The following is a 16,702-nucleotide window of genomic DNA, read 5'->3' as shown; positions in this document are numbered from 1 at the left end:
ACGCCCCACCAACCGGGAGTTGCCGCGCGTGCTGAACCACCGTGTCCGACGTGTGCAGGTGGGCAGGACCCTGAGAGGCTCTGCCCACACGTGATCAGGCGGAGACGCCGACCGGCTGCACAGGAGAGACCCGAGCGGCGAGGTACCGCTCTGTGTCGAGGGCGGCCTGGCAGCCGCTGGCGGCTGCGGTGATGGCCTGGCGGTAGGTGTGGTCGACGACGTCACCGGCGGCGAAGACGCCGGGGATGTTGGTGCGGGTGGACGGGGGGTCGACCTTGATGTAGCCCTCGTCGTCGAGGTCGACCTGGCCGGTGAAGAGTTCGGTGCGCGGGTCGTGGCCGATGGCGATGAACAGGCCGGTGGCGTCGAGGTCGCGGGTCTTGCCGGTGATGGTGTGTCGCAGGACGACGCCGGCGAGCATGCCGTTCTCGGCCTTGATCTCGGCGATCTCGCTGTCGAAGGCGAAGGAGATCTTGTCGTCGGCGAACGCGCGGTTCTGCATGGCCTTGGAGGCGCGCAGGGTGGAGCGGCGGTGGACGACGGTGACGGAGCGGGCGAAGCGGGTGAGGAAGGTGGCTTCCTCCATGGCGGTGTCGCCGCCGCCGACCACGACGATGTCGCGGTCGCGGAAGAAGAACCCGTCGCAGGTCGCGCACCACGAGACGCCGCGGCCGGAGAGCTCGTCCTCGTTGGGGAGGCCGAGCTTGCGGTAGCCGGAGCCGGTCGCGATGATCACGGCCTTGGCGCGGTGGACGGTGCCCTCGGAGTCGGTGACTTCCTTGATGTCGCCGGTGAGGTCGACGGAGATGATGTCGTCGTCGATCATCTCGGCGCCGAAGTTCTCGGCCTGGGCCCGCATGTTGTCCATGAGGTCCGGGCCGTCGATGCCGTTGGGGAAGCCGGGGAAGTTCTCGACCTCGGTCGTGGTGGTGAGGGAGCCGCCGACGAAGATCGAGCTGCCGAAGAGCAGGGGCTTGAGCTGGGCGCGGGCGGTGTAGAGGGCGGCGGTGTATCCGGCGGGGCCGGAGCCTATGACGATGACGTTGCGTACGTCGTCATCGGTGGCGGCGGTCGGGTCGGTCACTGAGGTCACGCCTCCTGCTTCGCGTCGATCTCGGCGATGAGGCCCTCGATGAGGCCCTTGATCTCGTCGCGGATGGGGCGGACGGCCTCGACGCCCTGACCGGCCGGGTCCTCCAGGGCCCAGTCCAGGTACTTCTTGCCGGGGAAGATCGGGCACGCGTCGCCGCAGCCCATGGTGATGACGTAGTCGGACGCCTGGACGGCCTCGGTGGTGAGGATCTTCGGCGTGGCGGCGGAGATGTCGACGCCGACCTCCTTCATCGCCTCGACCGCGGCCGGGTTGACCTGGTCGCCGGGGATGGAGCCGGCGGAGCGCACCTCGATCCGGTCGCCGGCGAGGTGGTTGAGGAATCCGGCGGCCATCTGGGAGCGGCCTGCGTTGTGGACGCAGACGAAGAGCACGGAGGCGAGCGGAGCGGTCATCGGTTCTTCCTTAGGCAGGGATGGAGCGTGGTGCGGGGACGGGAAGCTTCAGATGCCGGGCAGGGTGTCCAGCAGGGTGGTGATACGGGCGTCGATGGCGTCGCGGATGGAGCGCATGACCGCGATCGGGGCACCGTCGGGGTCCGGGACGGGCCAGTCCAGGTAGCGGTGGCCGGGCACCACGGGGCAGGCGTCGCCACAGCCCAGGGTGATCACGATGTCTGCGGCCCGGACGACCTCGTCGGTCAGCGGCTTGGGGTAGACCTCGTCGAGTGCGACGCCGGCCTCGGTGAGGGCCTGGACCACGTGCGGGTCGACGGCGCCGGACGGGTGGGTGCCGGCGGAGGAGACGATGACGTCGTCCCCGGCCCGGTGGGCCAGCAGGGCGGCTGCCATCTGCGAACGCCCGGCGTTGTGGCTGCACACGAAGAGCACCCGCGGCCGGCCACCGGTGCCGGCCGGGTTCTCGACGTGCGCCAGTGCGTCCAGGCGCTCGGCGGCGAATCGCTCCGCGAGCACGACGAGGTGGGTGCGGACGTGCGCGTGCGCGGCGAGCTGCTCGTAGGAGTCGGCGATCAGCCGCTGTACCGTCTCCACGGAGTACCGGCCATGGTGACGGACGGCGAGGCGGGCGACGCCGGCCGCGAGACGTGCGTCGGGAAGGACCGGGTACGAGGACGCGGTCATGGCGAGAACCCCCTTCGGCGGGTTCAAAGAGGTCAGCCCGGGCTGGTATCAGCTCCGGGTGATGTGAGAGTATCAGCTCATGATGACGTCAGTCGATACTGATCTGATCCGGGTGCTGGGTGACCCCCTGCGCCTCCAGATCGTGACCCTGCTCGCTCGCGAGACGCTGTGCACCACCCACCTCGTGGAGGAGACCGGTGCCAAGCAGACCAACCTCTCCAACCATCTGAAGGTGCTGCGCGAGGCAGGGGTCGTCGAGACAGAACCCTGCGGCCGGTTCACCTACTACCGGCTCAAGCCGGACGTCATCGAAGCCCTGGCCGGTCAGTTCGCCGCCCTCGCCGAGGCCGCACGCGCCAACGCCGACACCAAGAGAGCCTGCCCGTAAGCCTCTCGCCTCACCTGCCCGAGGAGACCCTGCCCGTGACCGCCATCGAGCCCGCCGCGAGCGACGCCATAGCCGCCGACACGTCGCCGCAGCCCGCGCCCGGCGCCACCCCGCCCCGTACCCCGCTGGTCGCCCGAGCCGCCGCCGAACTGGTCGGGACGGCCGCCCTGGTGGCGATCGTCGTCGGCTCCGGCATCCAGGCCACCGACCTCACCGACGACGTCGCCCTGCAGCTGCTGGCCAACTCCACCGCCACCGTCTTCGGCCTCGGCGTCCTGATCGCTCTCCTTGGGCCGGTGTCGGGGGCGCACTTCAACCCGGCCGTCACCCTGGCCGAGTGGTGGACCGCCCGCCCCGGCGGCGCTGGTGTGAATGGGCGCGAACTCGCCGTGTACGTGCCGTCGCAGGTCGTCGGCGGGATCGCGGGCGCGGTCCTGGCGGACGCGATGTTCGGCGAGCCGCTCGTGAAGTGGTCCACGCACGACCGCTCCGCCGGCAACCTGCTTCTCGGCGAGGTCGTGGCGACGGCCGGTCTGATCCTGCTGATCTTCGGCCTGGCCCGCACCGACCGCCTCCGCTTCGCGCCCGTCGCGGTCGCCTCGTACATCGGCGCGGCCTACTGGTTCACGTCGTCGACCTCGTTCGCGAATCCGGCGGTGACCATCGGCCGGGGCTTCACCGACACCTTCGCGGGCATCGCCCCGGCCTCCGTCCCGGCGTTCATCGGCATGCAGCTGATCGGCGCGGTCGTGGGCTTGGCGCTGGTCGCGGTCATCTTCATGCGCGGCAAGACGACCAGCGAATGACGCAGGTCGTGGACGTGGTGGTGATCGGCGGCGGCCAGGCCGGGCTGGCCGCCGGCTACCACCTGCACCGCCTCGGCCTGGACTTCGTCATCCTCGACGCCCAGGCCGCCCCGGGCGGAGCCTGGCAGCACACCTGGGACTCCCTCCACCTCTTCTCTCCGGCCGCGTACTCCTGCCTGCCCGGCCGCCTCATGCCGCCGCAGCAGGGGGAGACGTATCCCGACGCCGCCCACGTCGTCTCGTACCTCAGCGAGTACGAGCGGCGATACGAGCTTCCTGTCGTCCGACCGGTCAGAGTCGAAGCGGTCCACCGGGACGGCGAGTTCCTGCGCGTGGAGGCGGACACGGGCACCTGGCGGGCTCGTACGGTCATCAGCGCGACCGGTACCTGGTGGCGGCCCTTCGTCCCCGCCGTCCCCGGGCGTACGCAGTTCAAGGGCGCCCAGCTCCACACCGTGGAGTACCGCCGCGCCTCCGGCTTCGCCGGGCAGAAAGTGGTGGTCGTCGGGGGCGGCAACTCCGGCGCCCAGATCGCCGCCGACCTCGCGTACGACACCGACCTCACCTGGGTCACCCTCCGCGAACCGCGCTACCTCGCCGACGACATCGACGGCCGCGCCCTCTTCGACCACGCCACCGCCCGCCGCCGCGCCCTCGACGAAGGCCGCACCGACACCGGCGGAGTTGCCTCCCTCGGTGACATCGTCGCCGTCCCGCCCGTCCGGGCCGCCCGCGACGCGGGCCTGCTCAAGGCGCAGTCGATGTTCACCCGGCTCACCACGAGCGGCGTCGAGTGGTCCGACGGCATGACGGCGGAGGCGGACGCGATCATTTGGTGCACCGGCTTCCGTCCCGCCCTCTCCCACTTGGCGCCGCTCGGCCTGCGCGGCACCCGCGGCCACATCCCCACCGCAGGGACCCAGGCCCTCGCCGAGCCCCGCCTGCACCTTCTCGGTTACGGCGACTGGACCGGCCCCGCCTCAGCCACCCTCATCGGTGTCGGCCGCCCCGCGCGTGACGCGGCCCGTGAGATCGCGGGGCTGCTGCGGGCTTGACCTTCAAGTCGACTTGAAGGTTTACGTTCGAGGTATGAGCATTCTGCGGATCTCCCAGCTGGCCGAACGCTCCGGCGTCCGCCCGTCCACGCTGCGGTTCTACGAGTCGGCCGGGCTCTTGCCGGCCGAGCGCACCGCGGCCGGCTACCGCCTCTACGACGAGGGGTCGGTGGAGCGCCTGGCCTTCATCTCGTCGGCCAAGCTGCTGGGGCTCGCGCTGGAGGACATCCGTGACCTCCTCGATGTGCGGGACGAGGGGGTGTGCGCGGCGGTGCGGGACCGGATGGTGCCGATGGTCGCCGACCGGATCGCGGACGCGGACCGGCGAGCAGCCGAGCTGGCCGCGTTCTCCGCCCACCTGGCCGGGGTGCACGAGCGGCTGGCCGGTCCGGCTCCGGCGGGCGCCTGCGGCCCGGACTGCGGCTGCACCAGCGAGAGCAGCGCGCCGGGCCCTGTCCTGGTCGAGCTGTCGCCCACGCGTCCACCGGCCCCGGACTCCGTACCCGCTGAGGCCGGGGAGCTGTGGCGTGAGGCACCGGTGGCATGCACCCTGAACGGCGATGAGCTGGGGGAGCGCACCGCGCAGTGGCAGGACCTCGTCGCCCGGGCGACCACGCGCGAAGAGGTCCCGGACGGGATGCGCCTGACCTTCCCCGGTACCCCTGAACTCGCCGCCGAGGTCGCTTCGCTGGCCGCGGCCGAACAGGGATGCTGCGCCTTCTTCGACTTCACCCTGCACCTGACCCCCGCCACTCTGGAGCTGACCGTGCGGGCCCCTGAGGCTGCCGGATCCCTGCTGGCCGACCTCTTCGGAGCCGCCTCGTGACAAGTCCGTGCTCGGTGCCGGCCTGCTTGCCGTGGCTGCCTGCGCGGTGTGCTGTGCGGGACCGCTGCTGGCAGCCCTGGGCGGTATCGGTGTCGCGTCCGCCATCGGCGCGATCTGGGCACCGGCGCTGGCCGTCCTCGCGGTCGCCGCCGTCGTGGCGGCTGTGTGGGTGCACCGGCGCAGGAAGCGGACGTCCGTCTGCCAGACCGGGCCTGCCACCGTCGATGTGGGCATGCCCACGCGCATCCCGCCCGGCACCGGCTCCGACCGCTTGCCACGATGAACGACGCCCACCAGGGCGCAACCACGCAGGTCAGCACAGCCAGAGGGAACGGGTCGGAATGGTGTCGCAGGAACCGCGCGGTCTGGTCGAGCGGATGGAAGACCACCAGGTCGCGATCTACCTCGCCGCGATGGCCTTCGGCGGTCTCCTCGGCTGGGCGGCAGCCGGGGCCGGCCCCGCCTTGGAGCACGCCATCAACCCCGTCCTGGGCGCGCTGCTGTTCGTCACCTTCCTCCAGGTCCCGGCTGCCGACCTGCTCCGTTCGCTGCGCGACGGCCGGTTCCTGTCGGCCGCGATGGCCGTGAACTTCGTCGTCGTACCGCTCGTCGTGGCGGCCCTGTTCACGTTCCTGCCCGCCGACCAGGCGGTCCGGATCGGCGTGCTGCTGGTCCTGCTGTGCCCGTGCGTGGACTACGTGATCGTCTTCAGCGGCCTGGCCGGCGGGGACAGCCGTCGCCTGATGGCCGCAACCCCGCTTCTGCTCGTCGCGCAGATGCTGCTCCTGCCCGGCTTCCTCTACCTGTTCATGGGCCCGGAACTCGGCGACATCGTCGAGGCGGGCCCCTTCCTCGAAGCCTTCCTCTTCCTGATCGTCATCCCGCTCGCCCTGGCCTGGGGCCTGCAGGCGTGGGCCGCGCACAGGGTGGTAGGCCAGAAGGTGTCCGAAGCGGCGACCACCACGATGGTGCCGCTGATGGCCGCCACGCTGATCATGGTCGTCGCCTCGCAGGTCCCCAAGCTGGACGGCCGTCTGGGCGACGTGGCGGCCGTCGTCCCCGTGTACGCCGTCTTCCTGGTCGTCATGGCCTTCGCCGGGCGTCTGGTGGCCCGGCTCTTCCGGCTCGACGTCCCTGCCTCCCGGGCCGTCGTCTTCACCGGCGCGACACGCAATTCCCTCGTCGTCCTGCCCCTCGCCCTGGCCCTGCCCGACGATCTGGCCGTGGCCGCCGTCGTCGTGGTCACCCAGACCCTCGTCGAGGTCATCGGCATGGTCGCCTACGTACGCCTCGTTCCGCGCCTCGTCCCGGGCCCGGACCGGACGCCGGTCAGGGCCGGCTGAGGATGGTGCAGATCTCGCCCTCGGAACACGAGTCGGGATCGGTCACCGCGGACCGCCGGGCCAGCTCCTGAAGCTCCGTCCGGGCCTCGCGCAGCTCGGCCATGCGCCGGTCGATCTCCGCCAGATGCTGGTCGATGAGCGCACCGACCCGGGCGCACGGCGCCTGCCCGCTGTCCCGCAGGGTGAGTACGGAGCGGATCTCGGCGAGGGTCAGCCCGGCGGCCTGAGCATCGCGGATGAAGCCGAGCCGGGCGAGCGTGTGCTGTGGATGGTCGCGGTAGCCGCCGGAGGTACGCGGCGGCGCGGGAAGCAGTCCGGCCTGCTCGTAGAACCTGATCGTCTTCGTGGTCAGCCCGCTCGCCACCGCCAGCTCGCCGATACGCATACCTCCACGCTAACGCCTTGACCTTCCAGTGCACTGGAAGGTCTACGGTCGAAGCGACAGGCCAGTGACCGGGAGGACGGCGGACATGCGGATCACGATTCTGACGGTGCCGGACTGCCCGAACGCACCGGTCGTACGCGAGCGGATCACGGCCGCGCTCGACGGCCGGAGCGCCGAGGTGGAGCTCATCGAGGTACGCGAGGACGCCGAAGCCGCCCGCTGGGGGATGACAGGATCGCCGACAGTGCTCCTCGACGGCGCCGACCCGTTCGCCGTACCCGGCGCCCCGACGAGCGTGTCCTGCCGCCTCTACCGCGATGCGGACGGCCAAGCGGGCGGGGCCCCCAGCGTCCACTCCCTGCGCCAGGCACTGGCCGGCACGACTCCCGCGCCAGCCACCGAGGAACAACTGGAGTGCTGCGAGGCGGACCTGTTGGATCCGATCGGCCGGGCCGGCCGGGGCCGGCGCGCCCCGGCGGAACGCGGACTGCGCGCCGTCCACCAGGCGGTGCTGCGGCACTTCGCCACCCACGGCAGGGCACCACAGCCGGCTGCACTCGAACACGTAGCCGCCCCAGCCGGCCGCGCAGCCGCGGACGTACTGGCCGAGCTGGACCGCGAGGACTTCCTGGCCCTCGACGAAGAGGGGCGGATCCGGGCCGCCTACCCGTTCTCGGCGGTCGAGACCCCGCACCGGGTCCGGATGGCGAGCGGAGTGGAGGCGTGGTCGATGTGCGCCGTCGACGCCCTGGGCATCAGCGCCATGCTCGACGGCCAGGACGTACGAATCTCCTCCTCCGACCCTGTCAGCGGCGAACCGGTGACCGTCACCTTCATCGACGGCAACCCACTGTGGGAGCCTGCGGACGCGGTCGTCTTCATCGGCCGCCGCGAAGGAAACGGGCCCGCCGCCGAGGTGTGCTGCGACGCGCTGAACTTCTTCACCGACCGCGACTCGGCCGAGCAATGGCGACGAGCGCACCCCGAGGTCATCGGCCAGATCGTCGACCAGGACCACGCGGTGCAGATCGGGCAGCAGACCTTCGGCCCGCTCCTTCAGAACGACTGAAACGGCAGCGGCCGGTGAGAGACCGCCCCGCAGCGGGAATCATCGAAGCCCGGGTGACGAGAGCGGGCAAGACATGACGAACGCCGAACCGGTAGACCGGCAGGCCGTGTACGACGACTACGAGCGCGCCCGCCGGACCTTTCACCGGCTCCTCGACTCGGCCTCGAAGGACGACCTGGCCCGGCCCACCCGCGATACCAAGTGGTCCAACGAGCAGCTGCTGTGGCACATGCTCTTCGGCTACGTGGTCGTCCGGGCTCTGTTGGTCCTGATGCGCGTCGTCGGCCGGCTCCCGCGCCGGGCGAGCAAGGTGTTCGCCCGAGTCCTTGACGCTGCCACCGTGCCGTTCGACCTGGTCAATTACCTGGGTCCGTGCGGCGCGGTGAAGGTCTACGGGCCGCGCCGCATGGCAGCCGCCTTCGATCGCGTCACCGGCTCCCTGGAGCGCCACCTGGCTGAGGAGTCCGAAGCCGACCTCGCGCGCGGCATGCACTACCCCGTCCGCTGGGACCCCTTCTTCCGGGACTACATGACCCTCGCGGACGTCTACCGCTACCCGACCCAGCACTTCGACTTCCACCACCGCCAACTCACCCTCGGCAGCGGGAACGTCAACTGACCTGCGGACTCCGGCGCTCCAACAAGACCACGTCCCGCCACATGCCGTGGTGTCGGCCGATGCGCTCGCGGGTCCCGACGATCCGGAAGCCCGCTCGCTGGTGCACGGCGAGACTGGCCGTGTTCTCCGGGAAGATGCCGGACTGGACGACCGCCCCCACCTGGCGGCGACCCAGCCGAGCACGCGCCCGGTCTCGTCGAGGCCGCGAGGAGCGGCTGTTCGCACGCGCAGTGATCGACGCCTCCGGCACGTGGGCCGCCCCGAGTCCGGCAGGCGCGTCCGGTCTTCATGCCCTGGGGGAGAAGGCCGCCGCCGACCGCGTCACCTACCGCGTACCCGACCTCAAGGACCCGGCCGTCCGCGCCCGTTACGCGGGCAGGCGTACCGCAGTCATCGGCTCCGGCGCCTCCGCCTTCACCGCCCTCGCCTCGCTCGCCGACCTTGCCGAGGGCGGAGCGGGGACGAAGGCCATGTGGATCCTGCGCCGGGGCATCTCCGGCTCGACCTTCGGCGGTGGGACCGCAGACCAGCTCCCCGCCCGCGGCGCACTCGGCCTCGCCGCCAAGGCCGCGGTCGACGAAGGCCACGCGGATGCCGTCACCGGCTTCCGCGCGGACGCGATCGAGCGCGAAGGCGAGCGACTGGTCCTGGTCGCCGAGGACGGCCGCCGCCTGGACCCGGTCGACGAGGTCATCGTCCTCACCGGCTTCCGTCCCGACCTGTCCTTCCTCGACGAGCTGCGACTCGGCCTCGACGAGCGCCTCCAGGCCCCCGTCGAGCTGGCCCCGCTCATCGACCCGAACCAGCACTCCTGCGGCACCGTCTACCCGCACGGCGTGAAGGAGCTCTCGCATCCGGAGGAGGGTGTCTACCTGGTCGGCATGAAGTCCTACGGTCGGTGCGCCGCGGCCTTGAGGACCTCGTTCGCCGCGACTACGGCATCACGCACACCACCCTCCAGGTCGACCACCAGCCGGAGCGCGTCCTCCAACTCGCCGCCCACGGCGGCGGCGCAGGGTCGGCACCGCACTGCGAAGGCCCGCACGGCCCGATCCATCGAGATGCGCCGCACGACCACTGAGCGGCTCCGGCCTGCAGGCGTGCCGTAGCCGGAGTCGACTATCCATACTTCCGTGGATTCAGGTTCCTGTGTATCGTTTAGTTTGTGCTGAATCTCGCGACCGACTTCGAGGTGCTGGCGCGGTTCGGCCGTGCCCTCGCCGACCCGATCCGCTGCCGACTGCTGCTCGCCCTGCGTGCAGCTCCCGCTTATCCCTCCGACCTCGCCGACGAACTCGGGATCTCCCGCACGCGTCTGTCGAACCATCTGGCGTGTCTCCGGGACTGTGGGCTGGTCGTGGCCCTACCCGAGGGCCGCCGCACTCGGTACGAGCTCGCCGACCCCCGGCTGGGACACGCGCTGGACGATCTGCGTCAGGCCGTGCTGGCTGTCGCCGCGGACAGCAGCTGCCCCGACACCGAAGAGAAGGGCTGCTGTTGATGGCCGCGGAGATATCCCTCGGACCGGCACCCGCGCGACAGGAGGTCCTGGCCCGCCGCATACGGCTGCTTGTCGCGGCGACCATCGCCTACAACGTGGTCGAAGCGATCGTCGCCCTGACCGCCGGAACGATCGCATCGTCCTCCGCGCTGGTGGGCTTCGGTCTGGACTCGATCATCGAGGTCTCCTCGGCCGCGGCAGTGGCCTGGCAGTTCTCCGCTCGGGAGCACGCAGTTCGGGAAGCGCGCGAGAAGAAGGCGCTGCGGATCATCGCGGTCTCGTTCTTCGCACTCGCTGCCTTCGTGACAGTGGACGCGATCCGCGCACTGACGGGCAGCGGGGAGGCGGAATCGTCGATCGCAGGCATTGTTCTGGCAGCCCTGTCGCTCGCGGTCATGCCGTTCCTGTCTGCCGCCCAGCGGAAGGCTGGTCGAGAGCTGGGTTCGGCATCGGCGGTCGCGGACTCCAAGCAGACACTGCTGTGCACCTACCTTTCGGCCGTGCTGCTGGTGGGCCTGGTTGCCAATGCCACGCTCGGATGGTCGTGGGCGGATCCGATAGCAGCGCTTGTCATAGCGGCGATCGCGGTCAAGGAAGGCCGGGAGGCATGGCGGGGCGACGGCTGCTGCGCACCGGCCGGTCTGACCACGCTGAAGGCCGACGCGAAGCCGGCCGGCACGGATGACGCCTGCGGCTGCGCACCGGGGTGCGCCTGCTGCAACTGACCTGAAAGCACTGCCTCTTGCGGCAGCGGGGCTCTGGCGCCCGGAACACTGCAAGAACTGGACCGTGTATCAGCCCCCTGAGCGACACGAACAGCTCAGGGGGCTTTCGAGTGCGCGCGAACGCACTCCGGCCACGACGGATCGCGCGGATCGGTGGCCGAATCCGGCCGGGGCCAACACCTCGGGACTTCATCGACTCTCAGTGTGCGCCCTGCTGAGGAACATCCATGGCAATGCCCGGCACCACCGCAACTGATCAGCCATCGCCCGGCAAGAGTGGGCTTGCACGCAAGCGCTGGCTCGCTCTGGCCGCACCGGTCTTCGGTCTGATGATCGTCGGTCTCGACGCGACCATACTCACGGTCGCCCTGCCGACCTTGGCCACCGAACTCGAAGCGACCACTGCTGAGTTGCAGTGGTTCACCGACGGCTACACCCTTCCCTTCGCCGGGCTGTTGCTCCCGCTCGGCGTGCTCGGCGACCGGATCGGGCGCCGACTCGTCCTGATCGGCGGGCTGCTGCTGTTCGGTATCGGCTCCTTGATGGTCATGGGAGTCGACAGCCCTGACGGCCTGATCGTCGCCCGCATCGTCATGGGCGCCGGCGCTGCCGCGATCACGCCCTTGGCGTTGTCGATGGTGCCGCTGATGTTCCCGCCGGAGGAGCGTTCCAAGGCCATGGCCATCGCCACCGCCGGGTTCGCCCTCGGGCTCCCGCTCGGCCCACTGGCCGGCGGCTGGCTGCTGAGCAACTTCTGGTGGGGCTCGATCTTCCTGATCAACGTCCCCGTCGTCATTGTCGCTGTCATCGGAATGCTGCTGTTCGTGCCGGAGCCCCGCGACCCGCATGCCAAGCGACTCGACCTCATCGGCGCAGCGCTGTCGCTGCTGGGCGTCACCGCGTTCGTCTACGGCGTCATCGAGGTCCCGAACGCCGGCTGGGACGACCCCGTCGTCATGCTCACCATGATCGGCGGCCTGGTCCTGCTGGCGCTGCTGCTGGCGTGGCTGCGTAAAGCCTCCAGCCCGCTCGTGGACCTGGGCTTCTTCCGCAACGCGCGCTACACGTGGTCCAGCGTTGCGATTTCCGCGGTGATGTTCATTCTGTTCGGTGTGCTGTTCGTGGTGCCGCAGTTCCTGCAGCAGGTGCAGGGTAAGGATGCCATGGACACCGGCCTGCACCTGCTGCCGATGATCGGCGCGGCGGGCGTCGGCGGCCGCCTGGTGGGCAAGATTGGCACGAAGGTGATCGTCGCCGTCGGTCGCGATCCTCGGCTCCCTGCCTGCCGACCAGGTCGGTGCCGGATCCGCGCTCGCCAACAGCATGCGTCAGATCGGCGCGTCCGTCGGCGTGGCCGTCCTCGGCTCCTCGCTGAACTCCGCGTACCGCAACAACATTGACGACGACATCCCCGCAGCCTTGCCGGAACTGGCCCAGGAAGCGATCCGGGACAACGTGGCAGGCGCCCTCAGGGTCGCCGAGAAACTCCCCGAAGCACAGGAGGGGACGATCGCCGACTCGGCACGGGACGCGTTCGTGGCCGGCATGTCGATGGTCTCGCTGATCTGTGCCGGCCTCGCCGCGGTCACCGCGATCGTCGTGGTCGCCCTGCTGCCGGCCCGCGACAAGACACCCCTGCTGACCGAATCGGCCCGGCCGCAGGCGAAGGCTGGGAGCACGACACCGTAAAGCTCCTGGCCGCCCCGGCCCGTCTCGGAGGCGACTAGGACGGGCGCGGTTCGGTTTCATCCCCCGTACCGTGCCGCGCCCAACAGTTGCCGGTCTGGTCTACCCCCGTCCGGACAGGCAGTGCGGCATGACGCGCCAACAAGAGGCGCAGCAAAGGGGCGTGCGGCCGGTTGGCCGCACGCCCCCTCTGCTGTCCTGTGGCGAGCGTCTCCTTCAGACGCTGAAGGGTGACCTGAATGATCTGTCGGTTGTGGGTGGCCCGGTCGTGAATGCCGCTGCCAGACAGCGGCCGGGGCGCGCAAGGCCAGGGTGCTCGTCCAGCTCAAGTGGCCGAGACGAGAGAGGTTGATCTTGCCGGCTTCACCTGGATGGTGACGGGGTTGAGTGATCACGGCAAACGGTGCGATCGAGGTCAACGCGGAACTGATGGTGTCTCGGTTGTCTGCGGCCCGAGTGGGCGGCCGCAGAGGGCGTTCCATCGTTGGGCTCGGCCGCTCAGTTCGGTGGCCGTGAGCGGGCGGACGTCGAGGCGCCAGAAGGCTTCGTCCGGTGCGCCGAGGGCGTGGAGCACAGCGGCGCGGATCACGTCGGGTTCGACGACTGCGAGGATGCGTCCGGCTTGACTCCAGAGACCGTCGAGCCATGCACCGACCCGAACCCGCAGTTCCCGTACCGATTCACCGCCGTGTGGCGCGGCGGTCGGGTCGCTCAGCCACAGGGCAACCGCTTCCCCTTCGAGGGCCGCAACGGCGTCCAGCGTCCGACCTCGCCATCGCCCCATGTCGCACCCGGCGAGATCGGTCAGGGTCTCGGCGTCCAATCCGAGGGCCTGCGCGGTCTCGTGGCAGCGCGGAGAAGGTGACGAGTACACGTGCACCCCAGGCGCGAGTGTGTCAGCGACCGCCTCCGCACGTGTGAACCCCGCGGGGTCGAGGGGGCTTTGATCGTCGAAGCGGACTTCTCGAAGGGCTTCGTTCGTCGAGGGGGCGATCAACGTGACCCGTACGGTCATGTGCTTCTCCTGCCCCCGCTCATTAGTGGCTAGCAGGGTGGCACCCTACCAAGGGGGCGTGGGGTGATGTGGGACTCACGCCCTTGGCGGGATGCAGTTCGCGCGGTACGGTCTCGGCGACATATGAACATCGTGACGACGGCGAGACGGAAGTCCGGTGAGAATCCGGCACGGTCGCGCCACTGTGTGCTGCCTCGACGCCCGAAAGTGGGCGCAGCGGTGGCTAGTCAGACCCGTGGGCCGTCGTCCTGCACCACCGTATGGGACGCGTGTTCCCCGAGGAGGTTCCATCATGGCCGAGGCTGTCGTATCCCCTGCCGTATCCAGCCCTGTCATTCCTACGCCGGCCGCTCTGCCCGTGCGTGCGGTACTGCCCTGGGCGGTGTTCGTCGGCCTTCTGGCGGTCGTCGCCCTGTACTTCGTCGGCGCCGAACAGGGTGCCATCTCCGTGTTCGCCGGCTCCGACGTGCACGAATGGGTGCACGACGGACGCCACCTGCTCGGCTTCCCCTGCCACTGAGAGGCAACGCACATGCACGCCTCAACTGTCAGAGGTCTCCTGGTTCGTGGCATGATCGCGGGCCTCATCGCCGGACTCTTCGCCTTCGCCGTGGCGTATGCGATCGGTGAGCCGCCCGTCAACGGCTCGATCGCCGTCGAGGAGGCTCAGGCCGCTCAGGAGGCGCACGCCGGACACGGCGCCGCCGCGGGGGAAGCCGCGGAGGAGGAAGAGGAGGCCGTCAGCCGCTCGATGCAGTCGACGGCCGGTCTCGCCACCGGTGTCCTGGTGTACGGAGTCGCCCTGGGCGGCATCGCCGCCCTGGCGTTCTCCTTCGCACTGGGCCGCGTCGGCCGGTTCAGCCCCCGGGCGACCGCGGCGCTCACCGCGGCGGGCGCCTTCACGCTCGTGTACCTGGTCCCGTTCCTCAAGTATCCGGCCACCCCGCCGGCGGTCGGAAACCCGGACACCATCGGCAAGCGCACGACGCTGTTCTTCCTGATGATTCTCCTCAGCGTGCTGGTGGGCATCGCTGCCATCATCGCCGGACGCCGTATGGCGCCGCGTCTGGGCAACTGGAACGCCTCGTTGGCCGCCGGGGCAGGCTTCATCGCCGCGATGGCGCTTGCGTTCGTCTTCCTTCCGGCGAACGACGACGCGATCAAGGCTGGTTTCCCGGCAGCTCTGTTGTGGGAGTTCAGGGTGGCCTCGCTCGCCATCCAGGCCGTGTTGTGGTCGGCGTTCGGCGTCGTCTTCGGAGTGTTGGCCCAGCGCCTGCTCGCACCGCAGGCGATCCGTACCGAGACTGTGGCATCGCGGACCACGCCGGTGGCCGGCTGACCGCATCAAGGCCGGACCGATTCAAGAGCCCCGCCACCCCATGGGGGTGGCGGGGCTGCTCTGTCGGATCAGCGCAGCGGTCGTCTGGGCGGTTGAGGCGGCACACCGCGACAGCTCGCCTTGCCGACCGACACTCCTGCCCTGTCGACGAACAGGGCGAGGCGGCCGTGTCGAGGACGGATCTGGAGCGCCCGCTGGAAAGGGCCGAACACGCCCGACCGCGTGTTCGACTCCTGCCCGTAGCGACCTAGCCTGCGCTGCCGCCGCGACGCTTGAACCACAGAGCGGCCCCCGCGCCGACGAGAACGACGGCGGCGACGCCGATGATCACGCCAAGGTTGCCGCCCTCGTCGTCCTTGTTCTGGGCGCTTGGCGCGGTGGAGGTGCTGGGTGCGGCCGACGTTGCCGGCGCTTGCGAGGTCTGTTCGGGGGTCGGGGTGGGGGTCGGGCTGGGGCTGGGGGCGAGCGGCTTGGCGCCGGGCGCGGCGGGCTTCAGCTTCAGTACCGGAGCCGGGTTCTCCACCTTCTGTCCGTTGGCCGGCACCTCGATCCAGCGGGAGATCTTGCCGTCCTCGTATGTCTCCACCGTCTTGAAGGCCAAGGACGCGGCCTCGGGCAGCTGCCGCACGACGACGCTGTGCTCCGCGTCGACGCCCGCCTTGAGCGGGGTTCCCCCGACGGTATAGCCGTCGGGGGTTGCCGCGAGCGTCCAGCCCTTGGGAGCGGCCTTGAGGACCACGGCCTCCGGAGCTAGGCCCTCGGGCAGGACGATGCGCAGCTGCTTGATACCGGCGGAGTCGGACTCGGCCTCGGACGAGAACGTGAGGGTGACGTTCTCGGCGAGGGCCCTGTCGTCGGAGGCGTCTACCTCGGTGTGGGCGAAGGCCGTGGCGGAGCCTGCCACCACGAATGCTGCCGAGGCGGCGAGTGCCGCGGTGACGCGAGCGGTGCGTGAGGACGTGCGTGAGCGGGTCATGAGTGCGTGTCTCTTCTCGACGGGACGCGATGCCCTGCGGCCGCGGCCGTGCAGGGTGAATGGTCAGGGCTACGAAGCGACAGCCGCCGGTGGCCCACGCCGTACGACGACATGCACCAAGTGCTGCCACATCGGCATCCGCCGACGAGTGATGAGGGGTGTGCCTGCGGGCAACCGCAGGGGCGATGCGAGGTGACGGAACCTGCGCCCGGCCGCTGTACGGAACGTCTCGCCCGTGGACTGGGCCCACCGGATCAGAGCTGTGGACACAATCCGCAGCCGGTGGTCGGCGCGATTCAACAGCGCAGCCACCGCGAGCGCGGCCGTGATGTGGGCGGCGAGCATCAGCCACGTCGCGCAGTGTTGTGCCCCGGTGTCCATCTGCTCGCGGCCGAGATGAGGGCCGGACACAGCGAGCCCTCGGTGGAGCACGCTCTGAGCCAACAGGGTCGCCGTGATCGTCCGCGCCAAGCCGCGCGGGCGGCGGGCCCCTGGGATCGAGGCAACGAAGACGACGCCGGTCACGGCGGCCAGCCGCATCCACGGCACCGCATCCTCGGAGGCCAGATGATGTCCGACGGTTGCCAGCACGGCATTGCCCACCGTGAACAGCGCAGCGCCCGGCCAGCCCCGGCTCCCCGGCGAGGGCGGCCAGGATGGGGCGGACGAACGCTCCTTCACAGGCATGGCCACTCATCATGCCGCCCGGGGTGCTTGGGGGTACGGAATCCATGCAGAACCGGTGCCCCAAAGCGCAGACGCCTTTCAGAAGGTGG

21 protein-coding genes, 2 pseudogenes and 1 riboswitch are annotated in these 16,702 nt (G+C 70.2%); of the genes and pseudogenes, 15 read left to right on the top strand and 8 right to left on the bottom strand.

Annotation, left to right across the window (positions count from 1 at the left end; all coding sequences use genetic code 11):
- Positions 1-94: 94 nt before the first annotated feature.
- Genes trxB through Q5762_RS03545 form a run of 3 tightly spaced genes read right to left on the bottom strand, consistent with a single transcriptional unit; the run spans position 95 to position 2,193 of the window.
- Positions 95-1,084, bottom strand: a complete 990-nt coding sequence (gene trxB / locus Q5762_RS03555) for a thioredoxin-disulfide reductase (protein WP_315890683.1) — start codon at positions 1,082-1,084, stop codon at positions 95-97.
- A gap of 5 nt (positions 1,085-1,089) precedes the next feature.
- On the bottom strand, positions 1,090-1,506 hold the full coding sequence (locus Q5762_RS03550; protein WP_315890426.1) for an arsenate reductase ArsC: 417 nt from the start codon (positions 1,504-1,506) through the stop codon (positions 1,090-1,092).
- A 48-nt stretch (positions 1,507-1,554) separates the two neighbouring features.
- A complete protein-coding gene (locus tag Q5762_RS03545) occupies positions 1,555-2,193 on the bottom strand; it encodes an arsenate reductase ArsC (RefSeq protein WP_315890425.1) in 639 nt (212 codons plus the stop codon).
- A 79-nt stretch (positions 2,194-2,272) separates the two neighbouring features.
- On the opposite strand from Q5762_RS03545, the gene Q5762_RS03540 reads away from it, so the two are divergent.
- The 6 genes from Q5762_RS03540 to Q5762_RS03515 are packed head-to-tail and all read left to right on the top strand — an operon-like array spanning position 2,273 to position 6,611.
- Complete coding sequence (locus tag Q5762_RS03540) at positions 2,273-2,581, top strand: metalloregulator ArsR/SmtB family transcription factor (protein ID WP_315890424.1); 309 nt, start codon at positions 2,273-2,275, stop codon at positions 2,579-2,581.
- A gap of 35 nt (positions 2,582-2,616) precedes the next feature.
- Positions 2,617-3,387, top strand: coding sequence for an MIP/aquaporin family protein (locus Q5762_RS03535; RefSeq protein WP_315890423.1), 771 nt, complete (start codon positions 2,617-2,619; stop codon positions 3,385-3,387).
- Positions 3,384-4,442, top strand: coding sequence for an ArsO family NAD(P)H-dependent flavin-containing monooxygenase (locus Q5762_RS03530; protein WP_315890422.1), 1,059 nt, complete (start codon positions 3,384-3,386; stop codon positions 4,440-4,442). Before Q5762_RS03535 ends, Q5762_RS03530 begins: the two co-directional genes overlap by 4 nt.
- A gap of 34 nt (positions 4,443-4,476) precedes the next feature.
- A complete protein-coding gene (locus Q5762_RS03525; RefSeq protein ID WP_315890421.1) occupies positions 4,477-5,268 on the top strand; it encodes a MerR family transcriptional regulator in 792 nt (263 codons plus the stop codon).
- 31 nt (positions 5,269-5,299) lie between these two features.
- Positions 5,300-5,551 carry a hypothetical protein gene (locus tag Q5762_RS03520; RefSeq protein WP_315890420.1) on the top strand — a complete coding sequence of 84 codons (252 nt, stop codon included), beginning with the start codon at positions 5,300-5,302 and terminating at the stop codon, positions 5,549-5,551.
- 58 nt (positions 5,552-5,609) lie between these two features.
- Positions 5,610-6,611, top strand: coding sequence for a bile acid:sodium symporter (locus tag Q5762_RS03515; protein ID WP_315890419.1), 1,002 nt, complete (start codon positions 5,610-5,612; stop codon positions 6,609-6,611).
- Here the strand turns inward: Q5762_RS03515 and Q5762_RS03510 are convergent.
- On the bottom strand, positions 6,598-6,996 hold the full coding sequence (locus Q5762_RS03510; protein WP_315890418.1) for a heavy metal-responsive transcriptional regulator: 399 nt from the start codon (positions 6,994-6,996) through the stop codon (positions 6,598-6,600). The genes Q5762_RS03515 and Q5762_RS03510 overlap by 14 nt on opposite strands.
- An 85-nt stretch (positions 6,997-7,081) precedes the next feature.
- On the opposite strand from Q5762_RS03510, the gene Q5762_RS03505 reads away from it, so the two are divergent.
- Complete coding sequence (locus Q5762_RS03505) at positions 7,082-8,065, top strand: alkylmercury lyase family protein (RefSeq protein WP_315890417.1); 984 nt, start codon at positions 7,082-7,084, stop codon at positions 8,063-8,065.
- Between the two features lie 73 nt (positions 8,066-8,138).
- Positions 8,139-8,684 (top strand): DinB family protein, encoded by a 546-nt coding sequence (locus Q5762_RS03500; RefSeq protein ID WP_315890416.1) that lies wholly within the window; start codon positions 8,139-8,141, stop codon positions 8,682-8,684.
- On the opposite strand, the pseudogene Q5762_RS03495 reads toward Q5762_RS03500, so the two are convergent.
- Positions 8,677-8,832, bottom strand: a pseudogene (locus Q5762_RS03495) (GNAT family N-acetyltransferase); the annotation flags it as partial. The gene Q5762_RS03500 and the pseudogene Q5762_RS03495 overlap by 8 nt on opposite strands.
- Positions 8,833-8,884: 52 nt before the next feature.
- Here Q5762_RS03495 and Q5762_RS03490 point away from each other — a divergent pair.
- From Q5762_RS03490 to Q5762_RS03470, 5 genes and pseudogenes are all read left to right on the top strand, one after another.
- Positions 8,885-9,598 (top strand): annotated as a pseudogene (locus tag Q5762_RS03490) (flavoprotein); the annotation flags it as partial.
- Positions 9,599-9,849: 251 nt separating this feature from the next.
- Entirely contained in the window at positions 9,850-10,185 is a 336-nt protein-coding gene (locus tag Q5762_RS03485) for a metalloregulator ArsR/SmtB family transcription factor (protein WP_315890415.1), read from the top strand.
- Positions 10,185-10,910, top strand: a complete 726-nt coding sequence (locus tag Q5762_RS03480) for a cation transporter (protein ID WP_315890414.1) — start codon at positions 10,185-10,187, stop codon at positions 10,908-10,910. The genes Q5762_RS03485 and Q5762_RS03480 overlap by 1 nt, the downstream gene beginning before the upstream one ends.
- 233 nt (positions 10,911-11,143) lie before the next feature.
- Positions 11,144-12,310, top strand: coding sequence for an MFS transporter (locus tag Q5762_RS03475; RefSeq protein WP_315890413.1), 1,167 nt, complete (start codon positions 11,144-11,146; stop codon positions 12,308-12,310).
- Positions 12,234-12,599 carry a hypothetical protein gene (locus tag Q5762_RS03470; RefSeq protein WP_315890412.1) on the top strand — a complete coding sequence of 122 codons (366 nt, stop codon included), beginning with the start codon at positions 12,234-12,236 and terminating at the stop codon, positions 12,597-12,599. The genes Q5762_RS03475 and Q5762_RS03470 overlap by 77 nt, the downstream gene beginning before the upstream one ends.
- Before the next feature lie 412 nt (positions 12,600-13,011).
- Here Q5762_RS03470 and Q5762_RS03465 read toward each other — a convergent pair whose 3' ends face one another.
- Positions 13,012-13,611, bottom strand: coding sequence for a histidine phosphatase family protein (locus Q5762_RS03465; RefSeq protein ID WP_315890411.1), 600 nt, complete (start codon positions 13,609-13,611; stop codon positions 13,012-13,014).
- A 148-nt stretch (positions 13,612-13,759) separates the two neighbouring features.
- A riboswitch (cobalamin riboswitch) is annotated at positions 13,760-13,844 on the top strand.
- A gap of 59 nt (positions 13,845-13,903) precedes the next feature.
- On the opposite strand from Q5762_RS03465, the gene Q5762_RS03460 reads away from it, so the two are divergent.
- Together Q5762_RS03460 and Q5762_RS03455 are read left to right on the top strand one after the other, a co-directional pair.
- Positions 13,904-14,131: a CbtB-domain containing protein gene (locus Q5762_RS03460; protein ID WP_315890410.1), complete on the top strand. Its 228-nt coding sequence runs from the start codon at positions 13,904-13,906 to the stop codon at positions 14,129-14,131.
- Positions 14,132-14,143: 12 nt separating this feature from the next.
- On the top strand, positions 14,144-14,950 hold the full coding sequence (locus tag Q5762_RS03455) for a CbtA family protein (protein WP_315890409.1): 807 nt from the start codon (positions 14,144-14,146) through the stop codon (positions 14,948-14,950).
- A 247-nt stretch (positions 14,951-15,197) separates the two neighbouring features.
- Here the strand turns inward: Q5762_RS03455 and Q5762_RS03450 are convergent, their stop codons facing one another.
- Entirely contained in the window at positions 15,198-15,926 is a 729-nt protein-coding gene (locus tag Q5762_RS03450; RefSeq protein ID WP_315890408.1) for a DUF1775 domain-containing protein, read from the bottom strand.
- 69 nt (positions 15,927-15,995) lie between these two features.
- The gene (locus tag Q5762_RS03445; protein WP_315890407.1) at positions 15,996-16,529 is read right to left on the bottom strand and encodes a hypothetical protein; all 534 of its coding nucleotides are present in this window, start codon (positions 16,527-16,529) and stop codon (positions 15,996-15,998) included.
- Positions 16,530-16,702 lie beyond the last annotated feature (173 nt).

The sequence above is a fragment of the Streptomyces sp. P9(2023) genome, from assembly GCF_032436795.1.
Classification (GTDB): Bacteria; Actinomycetota; Actinomycetes; order Streptomycetales; family Streptomycetaceae; genus Streptomyces.
The sequence above is the reverse complement of the archived record's forward strand: the minus strand, read 5'-3'. Positions and strand labels throughout refer to the sequence as shown.